Below are 17,021 nucleotides of genomic sequence, written 5' to 3' on the forward strand. Positions count from 1 at the left end.
CCATAAGCAGGCACTCGCTGAACGTCCTCAATTCGGCAGAAGAGGAAGTGTCGCCAGCCTCGCCGTGATCATGTAAAGCATCAGGTGGGGCCGAAGCGTCAAGCATCAACCGAGGCCCGACAGTCGATGACGTTCCCCTTGGGGTCGGCGGGGTCGTAGCGGATCTGCCGGACACTACCGCTGACCGGAGGACCCGCCCAGCGGGACCAGCTCACACGCGCGATGACCCACGCGCCTTCCCTGGTCCGGTACGAGATCACAGGCTCGTCCGGCTGGTATCGCCCTGCGCGGGAGAAGTAGGAGACGACGGCGGTCGCCTCGAGACCGTGTTCCCGCACTCGGTACGTCCGGGTGAAGTCGTTCCGGGCGCCGACGGCGAAGCCGATGGCCGCGAGGATCAGCAGGATCGCCACCACTCCGCGCATGGATGAGAACCGGCCCCAGAACGACAGGTCCGCGTACTGCGTGGACGGGACGTTCACGCGGACGCGCCTGGTTTGGGTCCAGCGGTCGATGCCGGGGCGGATGCTCAGGACGACCTGACCGCGATCGGACTGTTGTAGGACACGTTCTCGGCCCCCACGAACGGCAGCAGGCGCTCCGCTTCCTGCTCCAAGGCTGCCCGATCGATCGCGGGCAGCGGGCGGAACGGAGTGAGGCGCAGGGTGTCGCCTTCGAGGGACCAGCTTCCGTGAACGTGGCCGTCCACGAGGAAGGTGGGCCGTACCCGTGCCTGGCCGGGCATCACGCGCTTCCGGTCCTCGTGGCTGATGATGCGGGTCCGGTCGGCATGGCCGAGCAGGGCGTTGTCGAAGGCGGGCAGCAGGCGCACGGGGGCGGGCGTATCGGGATCGGGCAGTTCCGCGTCGGCCAGGTCGATCAGTTCCCTGCCGTCGGGGTCGCGGTGGTGGCGCAGTTCGGCGCGCATGTCGGAGACGATCTCTCCGAGGCGGGTCAGCCCGGACCAGGCCTGTACGTCCATCGTCCCGGCTGGGCCGAACGCTGCCAGATAGCGGCGGATCAGGTCCTTGGCGGTCACCGGGGCCATGGGCCGGCCGAGCCAGGTCTCGGCGGGCGTGACGGAGACGGCCGACCGGGTGCCCCAGGAGCCCCATGTGCCGGTGGCCGGGCTGTGGACGAGGGGAGCTCTGAGCTCGACCTCTCCGGCGAGGATGCGCCCGTCGCGGCCTGGATGGCGTTCGGCCAGCCGTCGGGCCAGTTCCTTTCGCGATGTCGTTCCGCCCGCCAGCAGCTCAAGCCCGGTGGCGACCAGCGAGGCGGTGTCCAGGCCCGCGCTGTTGCGGGCGAAGTACGCCGAGCGGGCGGTGCGGTCGAGCACAGGCTGAAGCAGCGGCCGCAGCCGGCGGAAGTCGTCGGCCGCGGCGAGGTGCTGGGTGCTGCGGAGCAGGCCGGAGCGGACCACCTTCCGGTCCTGCAGCAGCGTGGTGAGCTGGGAGTGGGCGAAGCCGTGGATCCTGCTCCACAGCCCGACATAGGGCCAGTTGGGCTCTTGCGCCTGCAGCGCGACCAGGCGCCCGATCACCTCCAGCGGGGTGTGATCGGTGCGGCCCAGCAGGAGCTGGCGGCCCAGCAGGGCCCGGTTCAGGGCCCTGCTCGAGAGGGTCGTCACGACAGCCGCACCGAGACGTTGCCCCGGTAGGACCCCTGGAGCAGGGACAAGAACGTCTGCGGCACGTCCTCGATCCCGCCCTTGACGACCGTCTGCGGGTAGACGAAGCGGCCCTCGCCCAGCCAGGCGCTGAAGTGTTCCCGCCAGGCGGCGGTCTGGTCGGGGGTGTGGTGGCAGGAGAACGGCAGCAGCTCGATGCCCCTGGCCCGGGCCGCGGCGTGATCGGGCTTGGGGAAGCGCTCCGCCGCATCGCCGAGCTGGCTGGACAGCGAGCCGCACAGCGCGAAGCGGGCGCCGGGCCTGGCCGTCTGCAGTGCGGCCTGATACTGCTCGCCGCCCACGACGTCGAAGAACACCGAAATGCCCTCGGGCGCGAGCTCTCGGAGCCGGTCGACCGGTGAGCCGTCGTGATAGTCGAAGGCGGCGTGGTAGCCGAGCTCGTTCACCAGATAGTCGACCTTGGCCGGGCTGCCGGCGCTGCCGATCACCCGGGCCGCGCCGAGGCACTTGGCGATCTGCCCGGCCAGTGAGCCGACCCCGCCCGCCGCGCCGGAGACGAACACCACGTCGCCCTCGCCGACGCCCGCCACGTCGGCCATCCCGTAGTAGGCGGTCGGCCCCTGACCGAGGTGGTAGCCGGGGTCCGCGAGGGGATCGAGCTTGATGTACTGGGCGGCGGGGCCCGCCGAGTACTCGCTCCAGCCGGTCGTCGACTGGACCAGGTCGCCAACCGCGAGCTCGGGGCTGCCGGACCGGATGACGGTGCCGATGGCGGCCACGCCCACCCGCTGGCCCGGCTGCCACGCGGGTACCGGGATGGTGCAGTCCGCGCGCATCAACTCCAGGTAGGTCGCGGCGAGCCCGACCTGGTCGGTGCGCACCAGAACCTCGCCGTCCACCTCGGTCGTGGCGACGGTGAAGTCGTCGAGTGCCGGTGCGCCGGCGATCTGCGCGGCCAACTGGATCTCACGGGTGATCATTTCTCGGTCCTTAGGTCGGTACGGCCTTCGAGATCGACACTAAGGAGGCTTCCGGTCACTTTTTGACCGGAAGTGGGGCGAGGATGGCGGTATGGCGAACACCAGCTCGCGGACCCTCAGACTGCTCTCGCTGCTGCAGACTCACCGTCACTGGCCCGGCCCGGAATTGGCCGAGCGGCTCGGGGTCTCCGAGCGGACGCTGCGCCGCGACGTCGACCGGCTGCGCGAGCTCGGCTATCCGGTCAGCGCGGCCCGGGGCACCGACGGCGGCTACCAGCTCGCGCCCGGTGCCGTCCTGCCGCCGCTGGTGCTGGACGAGGAGGAGGCGGTGGCCCTCGCGGTGGGCATCGGCGACGCGGCACAGAGCGGGATCGCCGGGATGCGGGAGGCGTCGCTGCGCGCGCTCACCAAGGTGGTGCGGGTCCTGCCGCCCCGGCTGCGGGCCAGGGTGGACGCCCTGCGGGCGATGACCCTCTCCGTCGCCGCGCCCGGGCCGGTCGTCGCGGCGGGGGTGCTCACCGCGGTCGCCCAGGCGTGCCGGGACCAGGAGCGGCTGCGGTTCGGCTACACGGCCAGAGGTTCCGCACCCACCGAGCGCGAGGTCGAGCCGCACCGCGTCGTCGCACTCGGCGGACGCTGGTACCTGGCCGCCTACGACCTGTCCCGGCACGACTGGCGCAGTTTCCGCCTCGACCGGCTGACCGAGCCGGCCGCGACCGGCACGCGCTTCCGGCCGCGTCCGCTCCCGGCCGAGGACGCCGCGGCCTTCGTCCAGGCAGCGAGCGACGCCCCGGCCCCGTACCAGGTCGAGGCGCTCGTCCACGCCCCCGCGACCCGGGTACGGCAGGCGGTCGGTCAGTGGGGCACCGTCGAACCGCTCGACCACGACACCTGCCGGATCACCATGACTTCGACCTCCCTCGATTGGCCGACCCAGGCGCTGGGCAACGTGGGCGCCGAGTTCGAGGTGCTGGGTCCCCCGGAGTTCGCCGCACATGTCCAGGAGTGGGGCGCCCGCTTCCTCCGGGCCACTGGCGCGCCCGAGAGACCGTCCCTGCTGTAGTTCGCTGAACTCAGGCTAGGGCGCTGTTTCGCTGGTGAGTCGCGTGGCGCGGGCGATCAGGTGCCGGCGCTCGGGCAAGCTGGTCGCCCGCCGTGCGGCCTCGCGGTAGGTGGCCGCTGCCGCGGAGCGCTCGCCGGCCAGTTCCAACAGATGTGCACGGGTCGCGAGTAGGCGGTGGTGGCGTGCCATCCGGTGATCGGACTCCAGTTGTGCGAGCAGATGGAGCCCAGCCGCAGGCCCACGCACCTTCGCGAGGGCGACCGCACGGTTGAGTGTCACCATCGGGTTCGGCGCCATCTGTTCCAGGAGTTCGTACAGGGTGAGGATCTGCGGCCAGTCCGTCGCGTCCATGTGCTCTGCCTCGTCATGGACTGCGGCGATCGCCGCCTGCAGCTGGTAGGGGCCGACCTGGCCTCGGGGCAGGGTCTCGGTGATCAGATCAACCCCTTCGGCGATGCGCCGGCGATCCCATTTGCCGCGGTCCTGTTCCTCCAGCGGCACCAGGCTTCCATCGGGCCGGGTGCGCGCGGGTCGGCGAGCGTCGGTGAGCAACATCAAGGCGAGCAGCCCGGCGACCTCGCCGTCGTCCGGCAGCAGCAAGCGAAGCAGGCGGGTGAGCCGGATCGCCTCGTCGGACAGCTGCGGCGCGGTGAGGTCCGGGCCGGCGGTGGTGGTGTAGCCCTCGTTGAATATGAGGTACAGCACGTGCAGTACGGCACGTTCCCGATCAGCCCGTTCTGCGACATCCGGCATCGTGAATGACGCCCCGTTCGACTTGATGCTCTGCTTGGCCCGACTGATGCGCTGGGCCATGGTGGCCTCCGGGACCAGGAAGGCCGCCGCGATCTGCGCCGTGGTGAGTCCGCCCACCGCGCGCAGGGTCAGCGCGATCTGGCTGGGCGCAGAGAGCGCGGGGTGGCAGCACAGGAACAGCAGGGTCAGCGTTTCGTCCCGGTTGGGTTCCGGCTCGTCTGCGGGCGCGGCCAGCAACGCGGACTGTGGAGTCGCCGCCATGACGGCCTCCTCGCGCCGTCGCCGCGACTGGTCGCTACGGAACTCGTCCAGCAACCGGTGGGCGGCGACGGTGACCAGCCAGGCCCGGGGATTGTCCGGTACTCCCCGGGTGGGCCACAACGTCGCCGCCTTCAGCAGGGCCTCCTGGACGGCGTCCTCGCACGCGTCGAACTGCCCGTACCGGCGGACCAGCGCGCTGAGGACCTGCGGCGCCAGCTCGCGCAGCAGGTCCTCGGCGCCCCGATCCCGGCTCACAGATCGGCCGCGGCCTCGTGCAGGATCGGCCACACCTCGACCGGCTCCAAGTCGGCCCAGGGCATGTCCGCCGCGATCTCCTGCGCCCGCTCCTCGCTCTCGCAATCCATCAGGTAGAAGCTGGCGATGTACTCCTTGGTCTCCAGGTACGGACCGTCGGTGACGGCCGGGGCCCCGTCCTTGCGCAGCACCAGCCGGGCGGCCGCCGCATCAGCCAGGCCGTAGGCGCCCAGCAGCTCGCCGGTCTCCCGGTACTTCTCGTTGAACGCCTCCTGCTTGGCGATGGCCTCCGGCCACTCCTCCGCCGGAATCGAGCTCCACTTGTCCTGGTTGCCGTAGATCAACATCAGGTACTTCATCTGGGGGCATCCCTTCCGCTCCGCGCACCCCGTCGGCGGGCCGTCACCCTGCAGACGGAGCGGACGCGCCGGCCTCTACATCCCGTCGACATTCTTTCGCTCATTTTCGTGGCGCCGATGTCGAGCCGACCGGCTCCGCTTCGTCCTTCAGGCGAACGCACCACCCAACCCGCGAAAGGAGCCCCACGATGCCCACGACCAACGCCGTCCCCGCTGACTTCCTCCGCACCTGGCCGGTGTGGCTGGTAAGCGCGCTCACCGGACTGGCCGCGGCCGCTGTGACCGAGTTGTACGGACTCGCCGCCCGCGCCCTTGGCGTTCCAATGGCGGCCGGCAACATCGGGGCCGGCGCCGCACAGCCGATCACCGTCGGTATGTTCGCCATGGGCACGATCATCTGCACGTTCTGGGGGACGGTGCTGGCGGTGCTCCTCGCGCGGTACGCGACCCGCCCGGCGCGCGCCTACGTCCAGGTCGCCGTGGCGCTCACCGCCGTGTCCCTGGTCGCCCCGCTTGGTGCCGGAGACACCGTGACCTCCACCAAGGTGCTGCTGGCTCTTGCGCACCTGCTCGCCGCGACGATCGTCATCCCCACCGTCGCCCGTCGGCTTTCGCACGCTCCGGGCCGTAACGGCCGGCGCGCCGGCACCTGACACCTGTGCCGACGCCGTCGACGAAGGCGCGTCAGTGGTGGTGGCCGTGCCGACCGAGGGTCTCCACGGGGGTCGCACCGGGGCGGGTCCACTGTGGCACAGGGCGGCTGGTCGGGCCCCAGATGGCGTTCCCGTCCGCGTCCGAGCGCCAGTACCAACAGATCGGCGAGCCATGCCCACCGACCGGCGAGCCGACCTGAGGGGCCTCGGGCCAGCCCTCGGGGTTGTCCTCCCACGCCTCGCGGCGGCCATAGGGCGTCATGTCGAGCAGGCCGAGGGACCCGTTGATCGGCTCGTTGCCACGGCCCGTCGTGGAGTAGGTGAGGAACACGCGGTCGCCGTCGCGCAGGAAGCAGGTGATGGAACCCATGCTGCCGCCGACCGGCGCGTCCACGTCGCGCACCGAGTACCAGGGCTGGGTGTAGCCCATGAACTCGACGTAGGAGGCCACCTCGTCCCAACGGCCCGTGGTCAGGATGGCGAACGAGACGCCGCGAGCGTTGAGGTAGACGGCGTCCTTCAGGTGCCAGGCCGTGGTGGTGCAGCCCTCGCACTGCCCCTGGTGCGGCGCGCCGTCGTGCCACATGTGCTTGTAGACCACGAGCTCGTCGCGGCCCTGGAACAGGTCCAGGAACGGGACCGGGCCGTCGGGTCGACGACCTCGACCGTCCCGTCGAGCTCCACCATCGGCAGCCGGCGGCAGGCCGCGGCGAGGGCGTCGCCCTCGCGGGTGTGGGCCTTCTCGCGGACCAGAAGCTCGTCACGGGCGGCCTGCCAGGTGGCCAGGTCGACGATGGGCGGGCGGCCGGGCAGCGCGGTGGTCGGGTCACTCGGCGTGGTCGTCATGGCGTCCTCCATGGTGTCTCGTGCCGGGCCGCGTCGTACGACCCTACGACGGTCACCAGTAAGACCAGCGACCTGGCCGAAACTCATCGCGGCAGGGGCGCCCTCGGCCCAGCCGGCGCCGACCACGTCAGGCTGACAAGTTCACAGACGCGCTCTGAGAGATCGACGCCGTCGCTCCACTCCGGCGGACCGGCCCAGGGAGTGATCAAGGTGGAACCGGAGAACGCCCCGTCCATAAGATCACCGGCTGGCGCCAGGTAGTTTGCCGGGCGTGAGTATGTGGGTCTACTTTCAAGGGCTCGAATCCTCCGGGCTGCCCGAGGACGCGGCGGGCTTTGAGGCGCTATTCGATGTGGAGTTCGACGAGCTGCGTCGACGGGTCCGGGCAGGAGACGCGGTATGGCTGGAGAGCGGCTTCTTCCAGCTGAACGAGCTTTACTCGCCCCGGTCGGAGCCGGGTGGCGACTGGGAGTTCCCCGTCTTCGGTGGCCGGCACATACAGGACCCCGGCGGCGGCCCGGGCCACGCGGTGCTCGAGCCACCGGGGGTGGCGCGCGCTGCGGCGTACCTGGAGGGGGTGTCGTTCCCGGACCGGTGGCAGGAGTGGCGGCAACTGCCCTCGTCCTACTCGCATGAAGAGCTGCGGGAGCGCCTGGCTCAGGACCACGAGGACCTGCGAGCCTTCTACGGCAGGTCGGCGGAGCGGGGCTGGGCGGTGGTCAAGCACTTCTCGTTCTGACCCGGCCGGGATCCCCAGGTCGTCGCCGCTCAGCCGGCCAACGGCGTGTGGTCCCCACGATGTCCTGTCAAACCCCCTCCGCCCGCCACGTCATCCCCTGCCCCGCTGGTCGTGATCCTCTGGGCGGCGGAACCAAGGTCCTCCCCGCGTCCATCAGATCCGTGCTCCGCAGTCGTTCGTGAACTGTCCTCGGATTGCCAGAGCCCTACGCCATGTGACGTATCGCCCGCGCAGCCGGCTTCGCCCCCGGAGGTAGCTCGGATCGCTACCAGGAGCCGACGACCGGGCTCGGCGGTACGGGCACGATGAGGTTCACGATTTGGGCGCGAGAAAGGGAGCAGGTGTCGTCGATGGGGCCCACTACACCGGTCTCGGACTCGAGCACAGGGCTGCTGCGGACCGTGCTCGTTCTCGACGCGGCGGTCTTCTTCGGCGCCGCGCTGTTGAACTTCGGCCTCAAGGTCCCGCTGGGCTTCACCACGTTGCGGTTCGCCGATTCGATCTGGCAGGCGGGAACGGGCGAGGCCGTCATCGGCGCTGCGCTGCTCGCGGCAGGGTTGACCCGAGGCCGCCGCTTGTCCTGGGTGGCGTTGGTGATGTCGGTGCTGGGCATAGCCATCGGCCTCACATCAGAGCGAGTGCAGGGAGCCGCCCGCGACCTCCATGCTCTCATGGTCCCGCTCGCCGTCCTCGTGTTGGCGCTGCTGCTGGTTGCCGGTCGGCGGAATCGGCGGCAGTCCGCTGCGGACCGCGCCGCGTCCACCGCAGAGGCGAAATGACCGCCGACCGGCCGAGCCGTATGGACCACGGGCGGCGACCGCCCCCCGTAGCCGCCGGAATGTTGATGGCGCTCGCAGCGGCGGCATTCGCGATCATGTCCGTCATCCATTTCGGGGTCGACATTCCGGTCGGCTTCGCCACCATCAGCGATTCCTTCCCCGGCGCCGCCCCTCCGGAGGCCGTCATCTCGGCCGTCATGGCGATCGGTGCAACCGCCGTCTTCACCCGGCGGACGACGACCAGAGGAGTCGCGCTGGCGACGACACTGTTCTCGCTCCTGGGCACCGCCTACGGGCTGACCATCACGCTGGGCAGCACCCGCACCGGCGACGTCGCCTACCACCTCGCCATCCTGACCACTCTGCTCGCCATCCTCGGCCTCCTGCTCGTGCCGCGCAGGTCGCAAAGCCATCAGGCTCGGGATGACAGAAACGACGTCCGTTCATAGCGGTGGGATCCTTGTCACCCACGCGGCCCGAGTTGCCGGCGGTCGGGACCGGTCCCCAGGCCACACCCGCGGTCAATCTCCCGGCTCGCGCCTAACCCGCGTTGGCGCGGCGGGCCGTGCTGAACCGGCGTTGGTAGGCGGCGGGGCTGATCGACAGCTTCCTGGCGAAAACCCGTCGCATGCTTTCGTAACTGGGGAACCCGGCGAGGATCGCGGCCTGCGTCGCGGTGTGTCCTTGGTCGAGCAGTGCCCTGGCCATGTCGAATCGGATGTTCTCCACGTAACGGGCCGGTGTCGTGGACAGCTCGTCGCGGAAAAGCCGGGTGAGGTGCCGGGTGCTCACGTTGAGGTGTTTCGCGAGTTCACCGAGCGAGTGGTCCCTCCCGGGATTCGCCGTCACCAAGTCGGTGATTTTGCGGAGAGCCGGCGAGCGGGGCGGCGGTCCTTGCAGCGGTGTCGAGAACTGGGACTGGCCGCCCGCACGCTGCATGTACACCACCAAGGCGCGGGCGACGTCGCGCGCCAGGTCGGGCCCGTGGTCCTCTTCGACGAGAGCGAGCGCCAGATCGATGCCGGCCGTCACCCCTGCCGACGTGTACGTGGTGCCATCGCGAACGTAGATCGCGTCGGGCTCGACATGGCACGTCGGACACCGGGCGGCGAGCTTGTGCGCGACCTTCCAGTGCGTGGTCGCGCGCTTGCCGTCGAGGAGGCCGGCAGCGGCCAGGATGAACGCCCCGGTACAGATCGACACGACCCGGCCGGCCGCGACCGCCGGTATCCGCGCGGCGTCCGCCAGGTCGCCGGGGACACAGGCGCGCGGATACAGGTCGGACCCTGCCACCAGAAACGTGTCGAAAGCCGGCTCCGCGGAGACGGCGCCGTCGACCGCCATCCGAACCCCGAGGTTCGACGTGACGTCCGCACCGGTCGGCGACAGCAGCACGATCCGATAGTCGGCACCGAACCGGTTCGCCTCCTTGAACACCTCCGCGGGGCCGGCGACGTCCAGCAACGTCACTCCGTCGTAGACGAGGATCGCGACGTGATGGGGGGCAAGGTTCACCACTCCGGTCTCTCCGGAGCCGGATCCGCGCGGTGACCAGCCGGACCTCGGCGGCACTGACCGCCGCCGGGTCGGCGACGCAGAAGGGGACAAAGAAGGCATGGACACCGTTCCTTGGTAGCACACCGTAACCGGAGATCACGGGGGCCCTCATGGGCAGGGTTGCTCAACCGGCAGCGGGCGCCGAAGCCACCCTCCTCCGACCGCCCCTCGGTGGCTTCGGCGTGCCCGGGCGGGGTGCGGGTCGTCACGAAAGTCAGTGCAGCGGTCCGGGTGCCCGTGGCGCAGCAGGGACCGTCCGCGCCTGGCGGAACACACGGCTGCGATTTCGCTCTGTCCGGATATAGGTGATTCCTGGCCGGACGAAGGCGGCGCCGCACACCGGTCAGTCGGCAGCATGGAAGTCGGACACACGGTCCCACAGCCGACACTGCCCAGAGAGTCAGAGGTCAAGGACGGGCGAGCCATCTTCTTCGTCGTCGAACCCGACCGCGCCCGGCTGACCGACCTCGCCCAGCGCCTCCGGGCCGGACGGCTCAACCCCATCGTCGGCGCCGTGCGACCGCTTTCCGAAACGGCCTCCGCGTTCGCCCGCGATCGCCGCACGCCCGGCAAGACGATCATTCAGGTCGCGGACCAACGAGGGGCGCAGCACTCGCGATCAGTGTGCGAATCGCCGGCGGCTGCTGATCATCGGTACGGCGGCCACGGTCGTCGGATGCGCCCCGGCCACGGAGCGTCCGACCACAGGAGCGCCCATGGCAGTCCAGGCCGACCGCCTGGATTTCTCAGCCCACCCCCTCAGATCAGCTGTTCCGTGGCCAGTGACACGGGCAGAAGCCGATGCCTATCCCGGCAGCGGTGAGACGACGTACGGAGCACCATGAACGAAACACCCGAGACAGCCCCCGGATACGAGGACGCGGCCCTTGAGCAGGAGCGCGACTTCGGCAGGCTGTTCCAGATGATCACCGGCCACGCGGTGGCGCAGATCGTCCGGACGGCGGCGACCCTCTCGATCATCGACCACATCGCCGCCGGGGCACGCACAGCAGATGAAGTCGCCGAACGGGCATCCACCCATCCGGCCACGACCTACCGCCTGATGCGGGCGTGCGCCTCGATCGGACTGCTCGCTCACGAAGGGGACGGCAGGTTCACCACCACCCCGATGGGAGAACTGCTGCGCGAAGGGGTTCCGGGTTCACTGCGCGACACCACCCTCCACCTGGCGGGCTACTCGACCTGGGTGAGCTGGGCGCACCTTCCCGAAGCCGTGCGCGAGGGCAGAACGCAGGTATACAAGGCACTGGGCATGGACCAGTTCACCTACTTCTCCCGGCATCCGGAGGAGGGCGACGCCTTCGCCTCCAGCGGGTCGAGCATGTCCGAGATCGTGGCCGCCGAGGCGGCGAGCATGCTCGACATCTCGGGTGTCTCGTCGGCCGTCGATGTGGGCGGTGCCAACGGCCGGCTCGTACTCGGGCTGATGCAGGCCAATCCCGCACTGCACGGCATCGTCCTGGATCTGCCGCATGTGACCGGCGCGGCTGCCCGTGCCGCCAAGGAACTCGGCCTTTCGGACCGCTTCAGTGCGGTGGAGGGCGACTTCTTCGAAGAGGTGCCCGCCGCGGATCTGTACCTGCTGAAGTGGATCCTGCATGACTGGGACGACGAAGCCTGCGTTCGCCTTCTTCGCAACTGCCGTGCCGCCGCCAAGCCCGGAGCGCGTGCGGTCGTCTTCGAACTCGTGCTCGGCGAGGTCGGCACTCCGGACTTCGGTGCTGTGGCCGACATGAACATGCTGTCCGTCACCGACGGAGGCCGGGAACGCCACCTGCACGAGTACGACGCCCTGTTCACGGCCGGGGGATGGCGTCGGGTCTCTGCTCGACCCACCCGCTCACCGCTTTGGATCATGGAACTCGAGGCCGCCTGACGCAGTCCGCACAGACGGAGCGTGAGCACCAGGGCGTGTCCTGTGCTCATGCCCGTCTGTGGGACGCCTTGTGCGGTCCCGCACACATTCAGCGCTCGGGGTTGACCGTGCGAGCGAGCCATTCAGTGCGGGTTCGGCGGGCGGCGGTCGACAGGTGCGCGTCGGGGAAGAGGGCGTCGAAGCCGTGGAAGCCACCGGCCCAGACGTGGAGCTCGGCCTGGCCGCCCGCGGCCCAGATGCGCGTGGCGTAGTCGACGTCCTCATCGCGGAAGACCTCTGCGGAACCGGCGTCGATGTAGGTCGTGGGCAGGCCGGACAGGTCTTCGGCTCTGGCGGGTGAGACGTACCCGGGAACCTGGTCGTCGGTGAGGTCGCCGAGGACGGCGTTCCAGGCGAACGCGTTGGTCTCGCGGGTCCAGACGCCGGGTTCGCCGGAGTACTGGCGACTGGAGGTGGTGGCGTTGCGGTGGTCGAGCATGGGGCAGATCAGCATCTGGGCGGCGATCGCGGGGGTGCTGCGGTCGCGGGCCATGAGGGCGACGCCTGCGGCGAGGCCGCCGCCGGCGCTGGCGCCCGCGACGATGACGCGGTCGGGGTCGATGCCGAGGTCGTCAGCGTGGCCGGCGACCCACGACAAGCCCTGGTAGCAGTCCTCGACAGGGGTGATGCCGCCCGCCTCGGGCGCAAGCCGGTAGTCGACGGTGACCACGACGGCACCGAGCAGGTCGAGCCATTCCAGAGGGATGTCGATCTGCGAGAACCGGTCACCCATGATCATGCCGCCGCCATGCATCCAGTAGACGCACGGAGCTCCGGGACCGGCGTCGGCCGGGGTGAGAACCGTCATCGGAATCTGCGCGCCGCCGGACCCGGGGACGGCGACCTCGCGCCGGTCGACGGCGCGGCCGTCCAGCAGGGTCTCGATCGGCGTCGGGGCCATCCGGCGCAACTGCGGGAGGATCTGCGGAGTGACCTCCGGGATGAGCGGCATGTCGGCGAGGAGAGCATTCAGTTCGGGGTCGAGAGCGGGGCGTGCGAGGGACGGCATGGGGATTCCTTCCGGTACGTGTTCCGGGTCAGAGGGAGGGGTGTACGGGCAGGGTCAGAAGGCCTTGCCGCCGACCGGCACGTAATCGGTGTACGGGGATTCGGCGGCGACCAGCTCCTGGACCCGGGAGACGATGGCCTGGGCGGCCTGGCCGGCGAAGATCCGGTGGTGGTCCTCCTCGCTGGTCCAACCCTCAGTGACGTGGACGACGTCGGGGTCGGTCGCCGAACGGCACACGAGGTAGACGAGGCAGTGCTCGCTCGCGGCCGGCTTGCCCTCGTCCAGGCCGGTCAGCAGCAGGTCGACCAGCTCGTCGCCCATGCCGGGCTTGGCGGTCAGGGTGGCGTTGAACCCGTAGCGGACGTTCATGACGGCGCTCCTCTTCGGACAAATGCAGAATCCTCCCAACCAGATGATCCTTCGCCACCCGGTCGGCGTCTTCGCTGATCCAATTTCACCTGTCCAGGCGCGACAACGGTAGAACGTAGCTCTTCGGCTCTTGCACGATCCTCTATTCACGTGGAATGGAGCCCGGGTTGCTGTGATGGAATCAAGGTATGGGATTCGATGAGCTTCGTACCCTGGTGGCCCGGCACGTCCGGCCCGATGAGACCACCGCGATCGACGGCCTGCACATCGCGAAGGCCGAGCGGCCGGGCCCGCCGTCGCCGACGATGTCCGGCACGGTGCTGGCGGTCCTCACTCAAGGCGCCAAACGGCTGATGGTGGGCGACCGAGTACATGAGTACCGACCCGGCACCTACCTGGTCGCGTCGGTCGACCTGCCGGTCACCGGCCACTTCGTCGACGTCAGCCCGCAGCACCCGGCGCTGGGAATGGCGCTCGTCCTGGAACCGTCCGAGATCGCCGACCTTCTCCTGCACGCCGGCCCCGGCGACCTTCCCCGCTCCCGAGCGGGAGCACTACCGGGCATCGCCGTCGGCGACATGACAGCCGGCCTTCTCGACGCGCTGATCCGTCTGGTGCGCCTGCTGGAATGGCCTCGCGACCAGGCGGTACTCGCGCCGATGGCCAAACGCGAGATCCTCTGGCGTCTGATCACCGGAGAGCAAGGGGGCGCCGTCCGCCAACTCGGCCTCGCCGACAGCAATCTGAGCCACATCACCCGAGCCGCCCGCTGGATCCGCGACCACTACGCCGAACCGTTCCGCGTCGAGGACCTGGCACGGCTGACCGGCATGAGCCCCTCGGCGTTCTACCGTCACTTCCAGACCGTCACCGCGCTGAGCCCGATCCAGTTCCAAAAGCAGATCCGCCTCCAGCAAGCCCGGCTCATGCTCGCCACGCACCCTCGCGACATCACCGCTGTCGCCCACCGCGTGGGGTACGACAGCCCCTCCCAGTTCAGTCGCGAATACCGCCGCCAGTACGGCACCGCGCCCAGTCAGGACGCCACCCGGCTGCATCACCCCACCCCGACGCCGTGACTCCCCCGCCCCGGCCGTCGCCGCCTGCAGCCCGTCGCCCACGCATGCACCTGGCCGGTCAGCGCGTGCACGCCCGCTGCCACAAGCCCGTCCAGCCAGGGTCGGGGGCGGCGTCGGTGTACGGCCGACGCGTCGCTGGTCCCGGCCGGTGAGTTCCCGCCAACCGGATCTCGGCCTCCGGGGCCGATCCATGCCACACCGGCGCGACTCCGCGAGAGCAAACCTCGCCCGGCGTTCAGGTCCAGGCCATCCGGGGGCCATCGCCCGCGTGAAAGGTGGGACGAGTCCTCCTCTCCTCCGAGGCAGGACGTCCCTACCCAACAGACGGAGAAGTACATGCGCATCCGCGCGCTGTTCGCAGCCGCCGCCGCGGGCACGCTCGTCCTCATAGGCGCCGCGAGCCCCGCTCTCGCAACCCCCGGCGCGGCAGACGACGTTCAGACCGAGACGGCCTCGGTCGTCACGGCACCCCAATCCAAGACGCCCCACGAGCGCGAGCTCATCGGCGCGCTGCACGAGCACAGCGGCTACTCGGACGGATGGCCCGGCTCCCGGCCCGCCGACTACTTCGCGTCTGGGCGCGACAAGCACGACCTGAACTTCGTCGGCTCGAGCGAGCACACCTCGAACGTCAACTCGCCGCTCGTCTTCAACGAGGAGTGCCTGGACCCGCGGGTCGCGCCGAGCTGCCAGAACGCCGATCCGGTCAACCCACTCGACGCGCTGCGCAAGTGGGACGCGGGGCTCGAGCAGGCCAAGGCCGCGACCGACCCCGCGAAGGACTTCGTCGGCTTCCGCGGGTTCGAGTGGACCTCGGACCGCATGGGCCACATCAACGTCTACTTCTCGAGCAAGAACTCGATGCCCGAGATCGACGGCGGCACCATCGCGATGGATCGTTTCTACGACTGGCTGACGACCACCGGCAAGGACGGCCTGGCGGTCTTCAACCACCCCGGCGACAAGACGCTGTGCGGCCCGCTGAAGTGTGACGTCCGCAGCGACCTCGGCTTCGGCTGGGAGGACTTCAAGTACTTCCCGAAGGCCGACGACCAGATGGTCGGCATCGAGGTCTTCAACGGCGGCAGCGACTTCGGCACGGCGCCCGGGCACAACGCCCCGCCGGAGGGCTGGTACGCCCACGCGCTCGACAAGGGCTGGCACGTCGGCGCGATCGGCGCCGAGGACAAGGGCCACGACCGTACGGACGACTGGGGCGGCTCGCAGTACGCCAAGACCGTCGTCCTGGCCAAGGCCAACACCGAGAAGGACATCAAGCGCTCGATGGCCGACCGCCACTTCTACGCGGTGCTCGACAACGCGCTTCGGCTGGACTTCACGGTCGACGGGCACGGCATGGGCGAGCGGATCCACACCGACGGCAAGCGCCCGCTGGCGATCGACGCGCACGTCCGCGGCTCGAGCACGCCGCTGCAGCTGGACCTTGTCAGCAACGGCGGCAAGGTGGTCGCCAGCTCGACCGGCGACCAGCTCGACGCCTCGCTGAAGGCGGCCGACGACACCTGGTACTTCCTCCGGGTCCTCCGCGACGGCCGTCCGGTCGCGTACTCCAGCCCGATCTGGGTCAACGACGGTAAGCAGGCGGGCGCGCCGAAGGCGCCCGAGGGCGATCTGAACACCACGGGCGGCCGCTGGCTGGCGGGCGACCTGAACGTCCACAGCTGCTTCTCCAGCGACGTCTACTGCGCCGGGACCGACGACGCGAGCGAGGCCGACCCGTTCCGCCAGGGCGTCGACGTCCGCTCGCGCTTCGACGAGGCGGGCGACCGCGGGCTCGACTACCTCGCGGTCACCGACGACAACGATGTCCGCTCGGCGAGCGCGCGAGGCTCCGGCAGCCACGGCGTGCTCGCGATCCCCGGCTACGAGGACCGCGTCAAGGGCGACGCCCACGTGCTCGGCGTGGACAAGGTGCTCGACAACGGCGATGGTTCCGCCGCCGCGATCAACGCGCTGGCGGACAAGGCGCGCGCGAGGGGCGGCGTCTTCCAGATCGACCACCCCGGCTCCAAGATCACCAAGCCGTTCACCGGCTGCAACGCTTCGACGCTCACCTGGGGCTACGGGTTCGACGTACAGCCGGACACGATCGAGGTCTGGAACCCCAGCTCGAGCATCCGCGCCGCCGAGGACTACCTCGACTGCTGGCTGCAGCGCGGCGCACGCGTCGCGCTGACCGGCGGCAGCGACGCCCAGACGCAGTACGGGCAGCCGCAGGGCGCCGGCTATCCCACCACGTGGGTGCTCGCGCGCGACCGCTCGCAGGGCGCCGTGCTGGAGGCGCTGCGCGCCGGCCGCACCAGCGTGTCCGCGCTGCCGCCGTCCGTCGGCGGGCGCCCGCTCGTGATCGAGGCCGACCGCGGCGGGCACTTCGTGTCCGTCATCGGCGACGACGTCCGTCCGGGCGAGACGCTGCGCGTGCGCTCGCTCGACGCGCTCACCGACGGCTCGCTGCGCGTCGTCGCCAACGGCCAGAAGCTGCTCGACCAGCACCTCACGCGCGACGGCGCGATCGAGTTCACCGCCCCGGCCCAGCCGGGCTGGGTGCGCGCCGAGCTGCGCCTCGGCAACGACCTGCTCGAGCAGACCCCGCTGTGCGGGGCGATCAACGTCGGCGTGAACCTGTGCCCGTACGACGCGGCGATGGTCGCTATGACCTCGCCCGTCTACGTCCGCTGATCCGTCGATCTCGGTGACGACGAAGGCCCCGGTCCGATGGACCGGGGCCTTCG

Annotated in this window: 17 protein-coding genes and 1 pseudogene; 8 read left to right on the forward strand and 10 right to left on the reverse strand. The window is 70.1% G+C overall.

What is annotated here, in order from left to right; genetic code table 11:
- Positions 1–98: 98 nt before the first annotated feature.
- Genes Pph01_RS04790 through Pph01_RS04800 form a run of 3 tightly spaced genes read right to left on the reverse strand, consistent with a single transcriptional unit; the run spans position 99 to position 2,610 of the window.
- Entirely contained in the window at positions 99–482 is a 384-nt protein-coding gene (locus Pph01_RS04790) for a DUF3592 domain-containing protein (RefSeq protein ID WP_204071683.1), read from the reverse strand.
- 47 nt (positions 483–529) lie between these two features.
- On the reverse strand, positions 530–1,630 hold the full coding sequence (locus Pph01_RS04795) for a winged helix DNA-binding domain-containing protein (protein ID WP_204071684.1): 1,101 nt from the start codon (positions 1,628–1,630) through the stop codon (positions 530–532).
- Entirely contained in the window at positions 1,627–2,610 is a 984-nt protein-coding gene (locus Pph01_RS04800; RefSeq protein ID WP_204071685.1) for an MDR family NADP-dependent oxidoreductase, read from the reverse strand. Before Pph01_RS04800 ends, Pph01_RS04795 begins: the two co-directional genes overlap by 4 nt.
- Before the next feature lie 91 nt (positions 2,611–2,701).
- On the opposite strand from Pph01_RS04800, the gene Pph01_RS04805 reads away from it, so the two are divergent.
- Positions 2,702–3,673 (forward strand): helix-turn-helix transcriptional regulator, encoded by a 972-nt coding sequence (locus Pph01_RS04805; RefSeq protein WP_204071686.1) that lies wholly within the window; start codon positions 2,702–2,704, stop codon positions 3,671–3,673.
- Between the two features lie 15 nt (positions 3,674–3,688).
- Here Pph01_RS04805 and Pph01_RS04810 read toward each other — a convergent pair whose 3' ends face one another.
- On the reverse strand, positions 3,689–4,942 hold the full coding sequence (locus Pph01_RS04810; RefSeq protein WP_204071687.1) for an RNA polymerase sigma factor: 1,254 nt from the start codon (positions 4,940–4,942) through the stop codon (positions 3,689–3,691).
- Positions 4,939–5,301: a YciI family protein gene (locus tag Pph01_RS04815; protein WP_204071688.1), complete on the reverse strand. Its 363-nt coding sequence runs from the start codon at positions 5,299–5,301 to the stop codon at positions 4,939–4,941. The genes Pph01_RS04810 and Pph01_RS04815 overlap by 4 nt, the downstream gene beginning before the upstream one ends.
- A gap of 188 nt (positions 5,302–5,489) precedes the next feature.
- Between Pph01_RS04815 and Pph01_RS04820 the strand changes: the two genes are divergently transcribed.
- The gene (locus Pph01_RS04820; RefSeq protein WP_204071689.1) at positions 5,490–5,954 is read left to right on the forward strand and encodes a DUF6069 family protein; all 465 of its coding nucleotides are present in this window, start codon (positions 5,490–5,492) and stop codon (positions 5,952–5,954) included.
- A gap of 31 nt (positions 5,955–5,985) precedes the next feature.
- On the opposite strand, the pseudogene Pph01_RS43635 reads toward Pph01_RS04820, so the two are convergent.
- Positions 5,986–6,887 (reverse strand): annotated as a pseudogene (locus Pph01_RS43635) (DUF899 domain-containing protein).
- A 184-nt stretch (positions 6,888–7,071) separates the two neighbouring features.
- Between Pph01_RS43635 and Pph01_RS04830 the strand changes: the two are divergent.
- The 3 genes from Pph01_RS04830 (at position 7,072) to Pph01_RS04840 (ending at position 8,767) form a co-directional block, all read left to right on the forward strand.
- Positions 7,072–7,539 carry a hypothetical protein gene (locus tag Pph01_RS04830; protein ID WP_204071690.1) on the forward strand — a complete coding sequence of 156 codons (468 nt, stop codon included), beginning with the start codon at positions 7,072–7,074 and terminating at the stop codon, positions 7,537–7,539.
- Positions 7,540–7,940: 401 nt separating this feature from the next.
- Entirely contained in the window at positions 7,941–8,318 is a 378-nt protein-coding gene (locus tag Pph01_RS04835) for a hypothetical protein (RefSeq protein ID WP_204071691.1), read from the forward strand.
- A 65-nt stretch (positions 8,319–8,383) separates the two neighbouring features.
- Positions 8,384–8,767, forward strand: a complete 384-nt coding sequence (locus tag Pph01_RS04840; RefSeq protein ID WP_204071692.1) for a hypothetical protein — start codon at positions 8,384–8,386, stop codon at positions 8,765–8,767.
- A 91-nt stretch (positions 8,768–8,858) separates the two neighbouring features.
- Here Pph01_RS04840 and Pph01_RS04845 read toward each other — a convergent pair whose 3' ends face one another.
- Together Pph01_RS04845 and Pph01_RS04850 are read right to left on the reverse strand one after the other, a co-directional pair.
- A complete protein-coding gene (locus tag Pph01_RS04845; RefSeq protein WP_239116437.1) occupies positions 8,859–9,833 on the reverse strand; it encodes a GlxA family transcriptional regulator in 975 nt (324 codons plus the stop codon).
- Positions 9,834–10,275: 442 nt separating this feature from the next.
- Positions 10,276–10,488, reverse strand: a complete 213-nt coding sequence (locus tag Pph01_RS04850) for a hypothetical protein (protein ID WP_204071694.1) — start codon at positions 10,486–10,488, stop codon at positions 10,276–10,278.
- A gap of 228 nt (positions 10,489–10,716) precedes the next feature.
- Between Pph01_RS04850 and Pph01_RS04855 the strand changes: the two genes are divergently transcribed.
- Complete coding sequence (locus Pph01_RS04855; protein WP_204071695.1) at positions 10,717–11,772, forward strand: methyltransferase; 1,056 nt, start codon at positions 10,717–10,719, stop codon at positions 11,770–11,772.
- 88 nt (positions 11,773–11,860) lie between these two features.
- On the opposite strand, the gene Pph01_RS04860 is transcribed toward Pph01_RS04855, so the two are convergent.
- Positions 11,861–12,820: an alpha/beta hydrolase gene (locus Pph01_RS04860; protein ID WP_204071696.1), complete on the reverse strand. Its 960-nt coding sequence runs from the start codon at positions 12,818–12,820 to the stop codon at positions 11,861–11,863.
- Positions 12,821–12,874: 54 nt separating this feature from the next.
- A complete protein-coding gene (locus Pph01_RS04865; protein WP_204071697.1) occupies positions 12,875–13,189 on the reverse strand; it encodes a putative quinol monooxygenase in 315 nt (104 codons plus the stop codon).
- Positions 13,190–13,377: 188 nt separating this feature from the next.
- Between Pph01_RS04865 and Pph01_RS04870 the strand changes: the two genes are divergently transcribed.
- Both Pph01_RS04870 and Pph01_RS04875 read left to right on the forward strand, forming a co-directional pair.
- The gene (locus Pph01_RS04870; protein ID WP_204071698.1) at positions 13,378–14,268 is read left to right on the forward strand and encodes an AraC family transcriptional regulator; all 891 of its coding nucleotides are present in this window, start codon (positions 13,378–13,380) and stop codon (positions 14,266–14,268) included.
- A gap of 336 nt (positions 14,269–14,604) precedes the next feature.
- Complete coding sequence (locus tag Pph01_RS04875; protein WP_204071699.1) at positions 14,605–16,968, forward strand: CehA/McbA family metallohydrolase; 2,364 nt, start codon at positions 14,605–14,607, stop codon at positions 16,966–16,968.
- Positions 16,969–17,021: the final 53 nt, after the last annotated feature.

Origin of the sequence: Planotetraspora phitsanulokensis, assembly GCF_016863295.1 — a bacterium.
Taxonomy (GTDB): Bacteria; Actinomycetota; Actinomycetes; order Streptosporangiales; family Streptosporangiaceae; genus Planotetraspora; species Planotetraspora phitsanulokensis.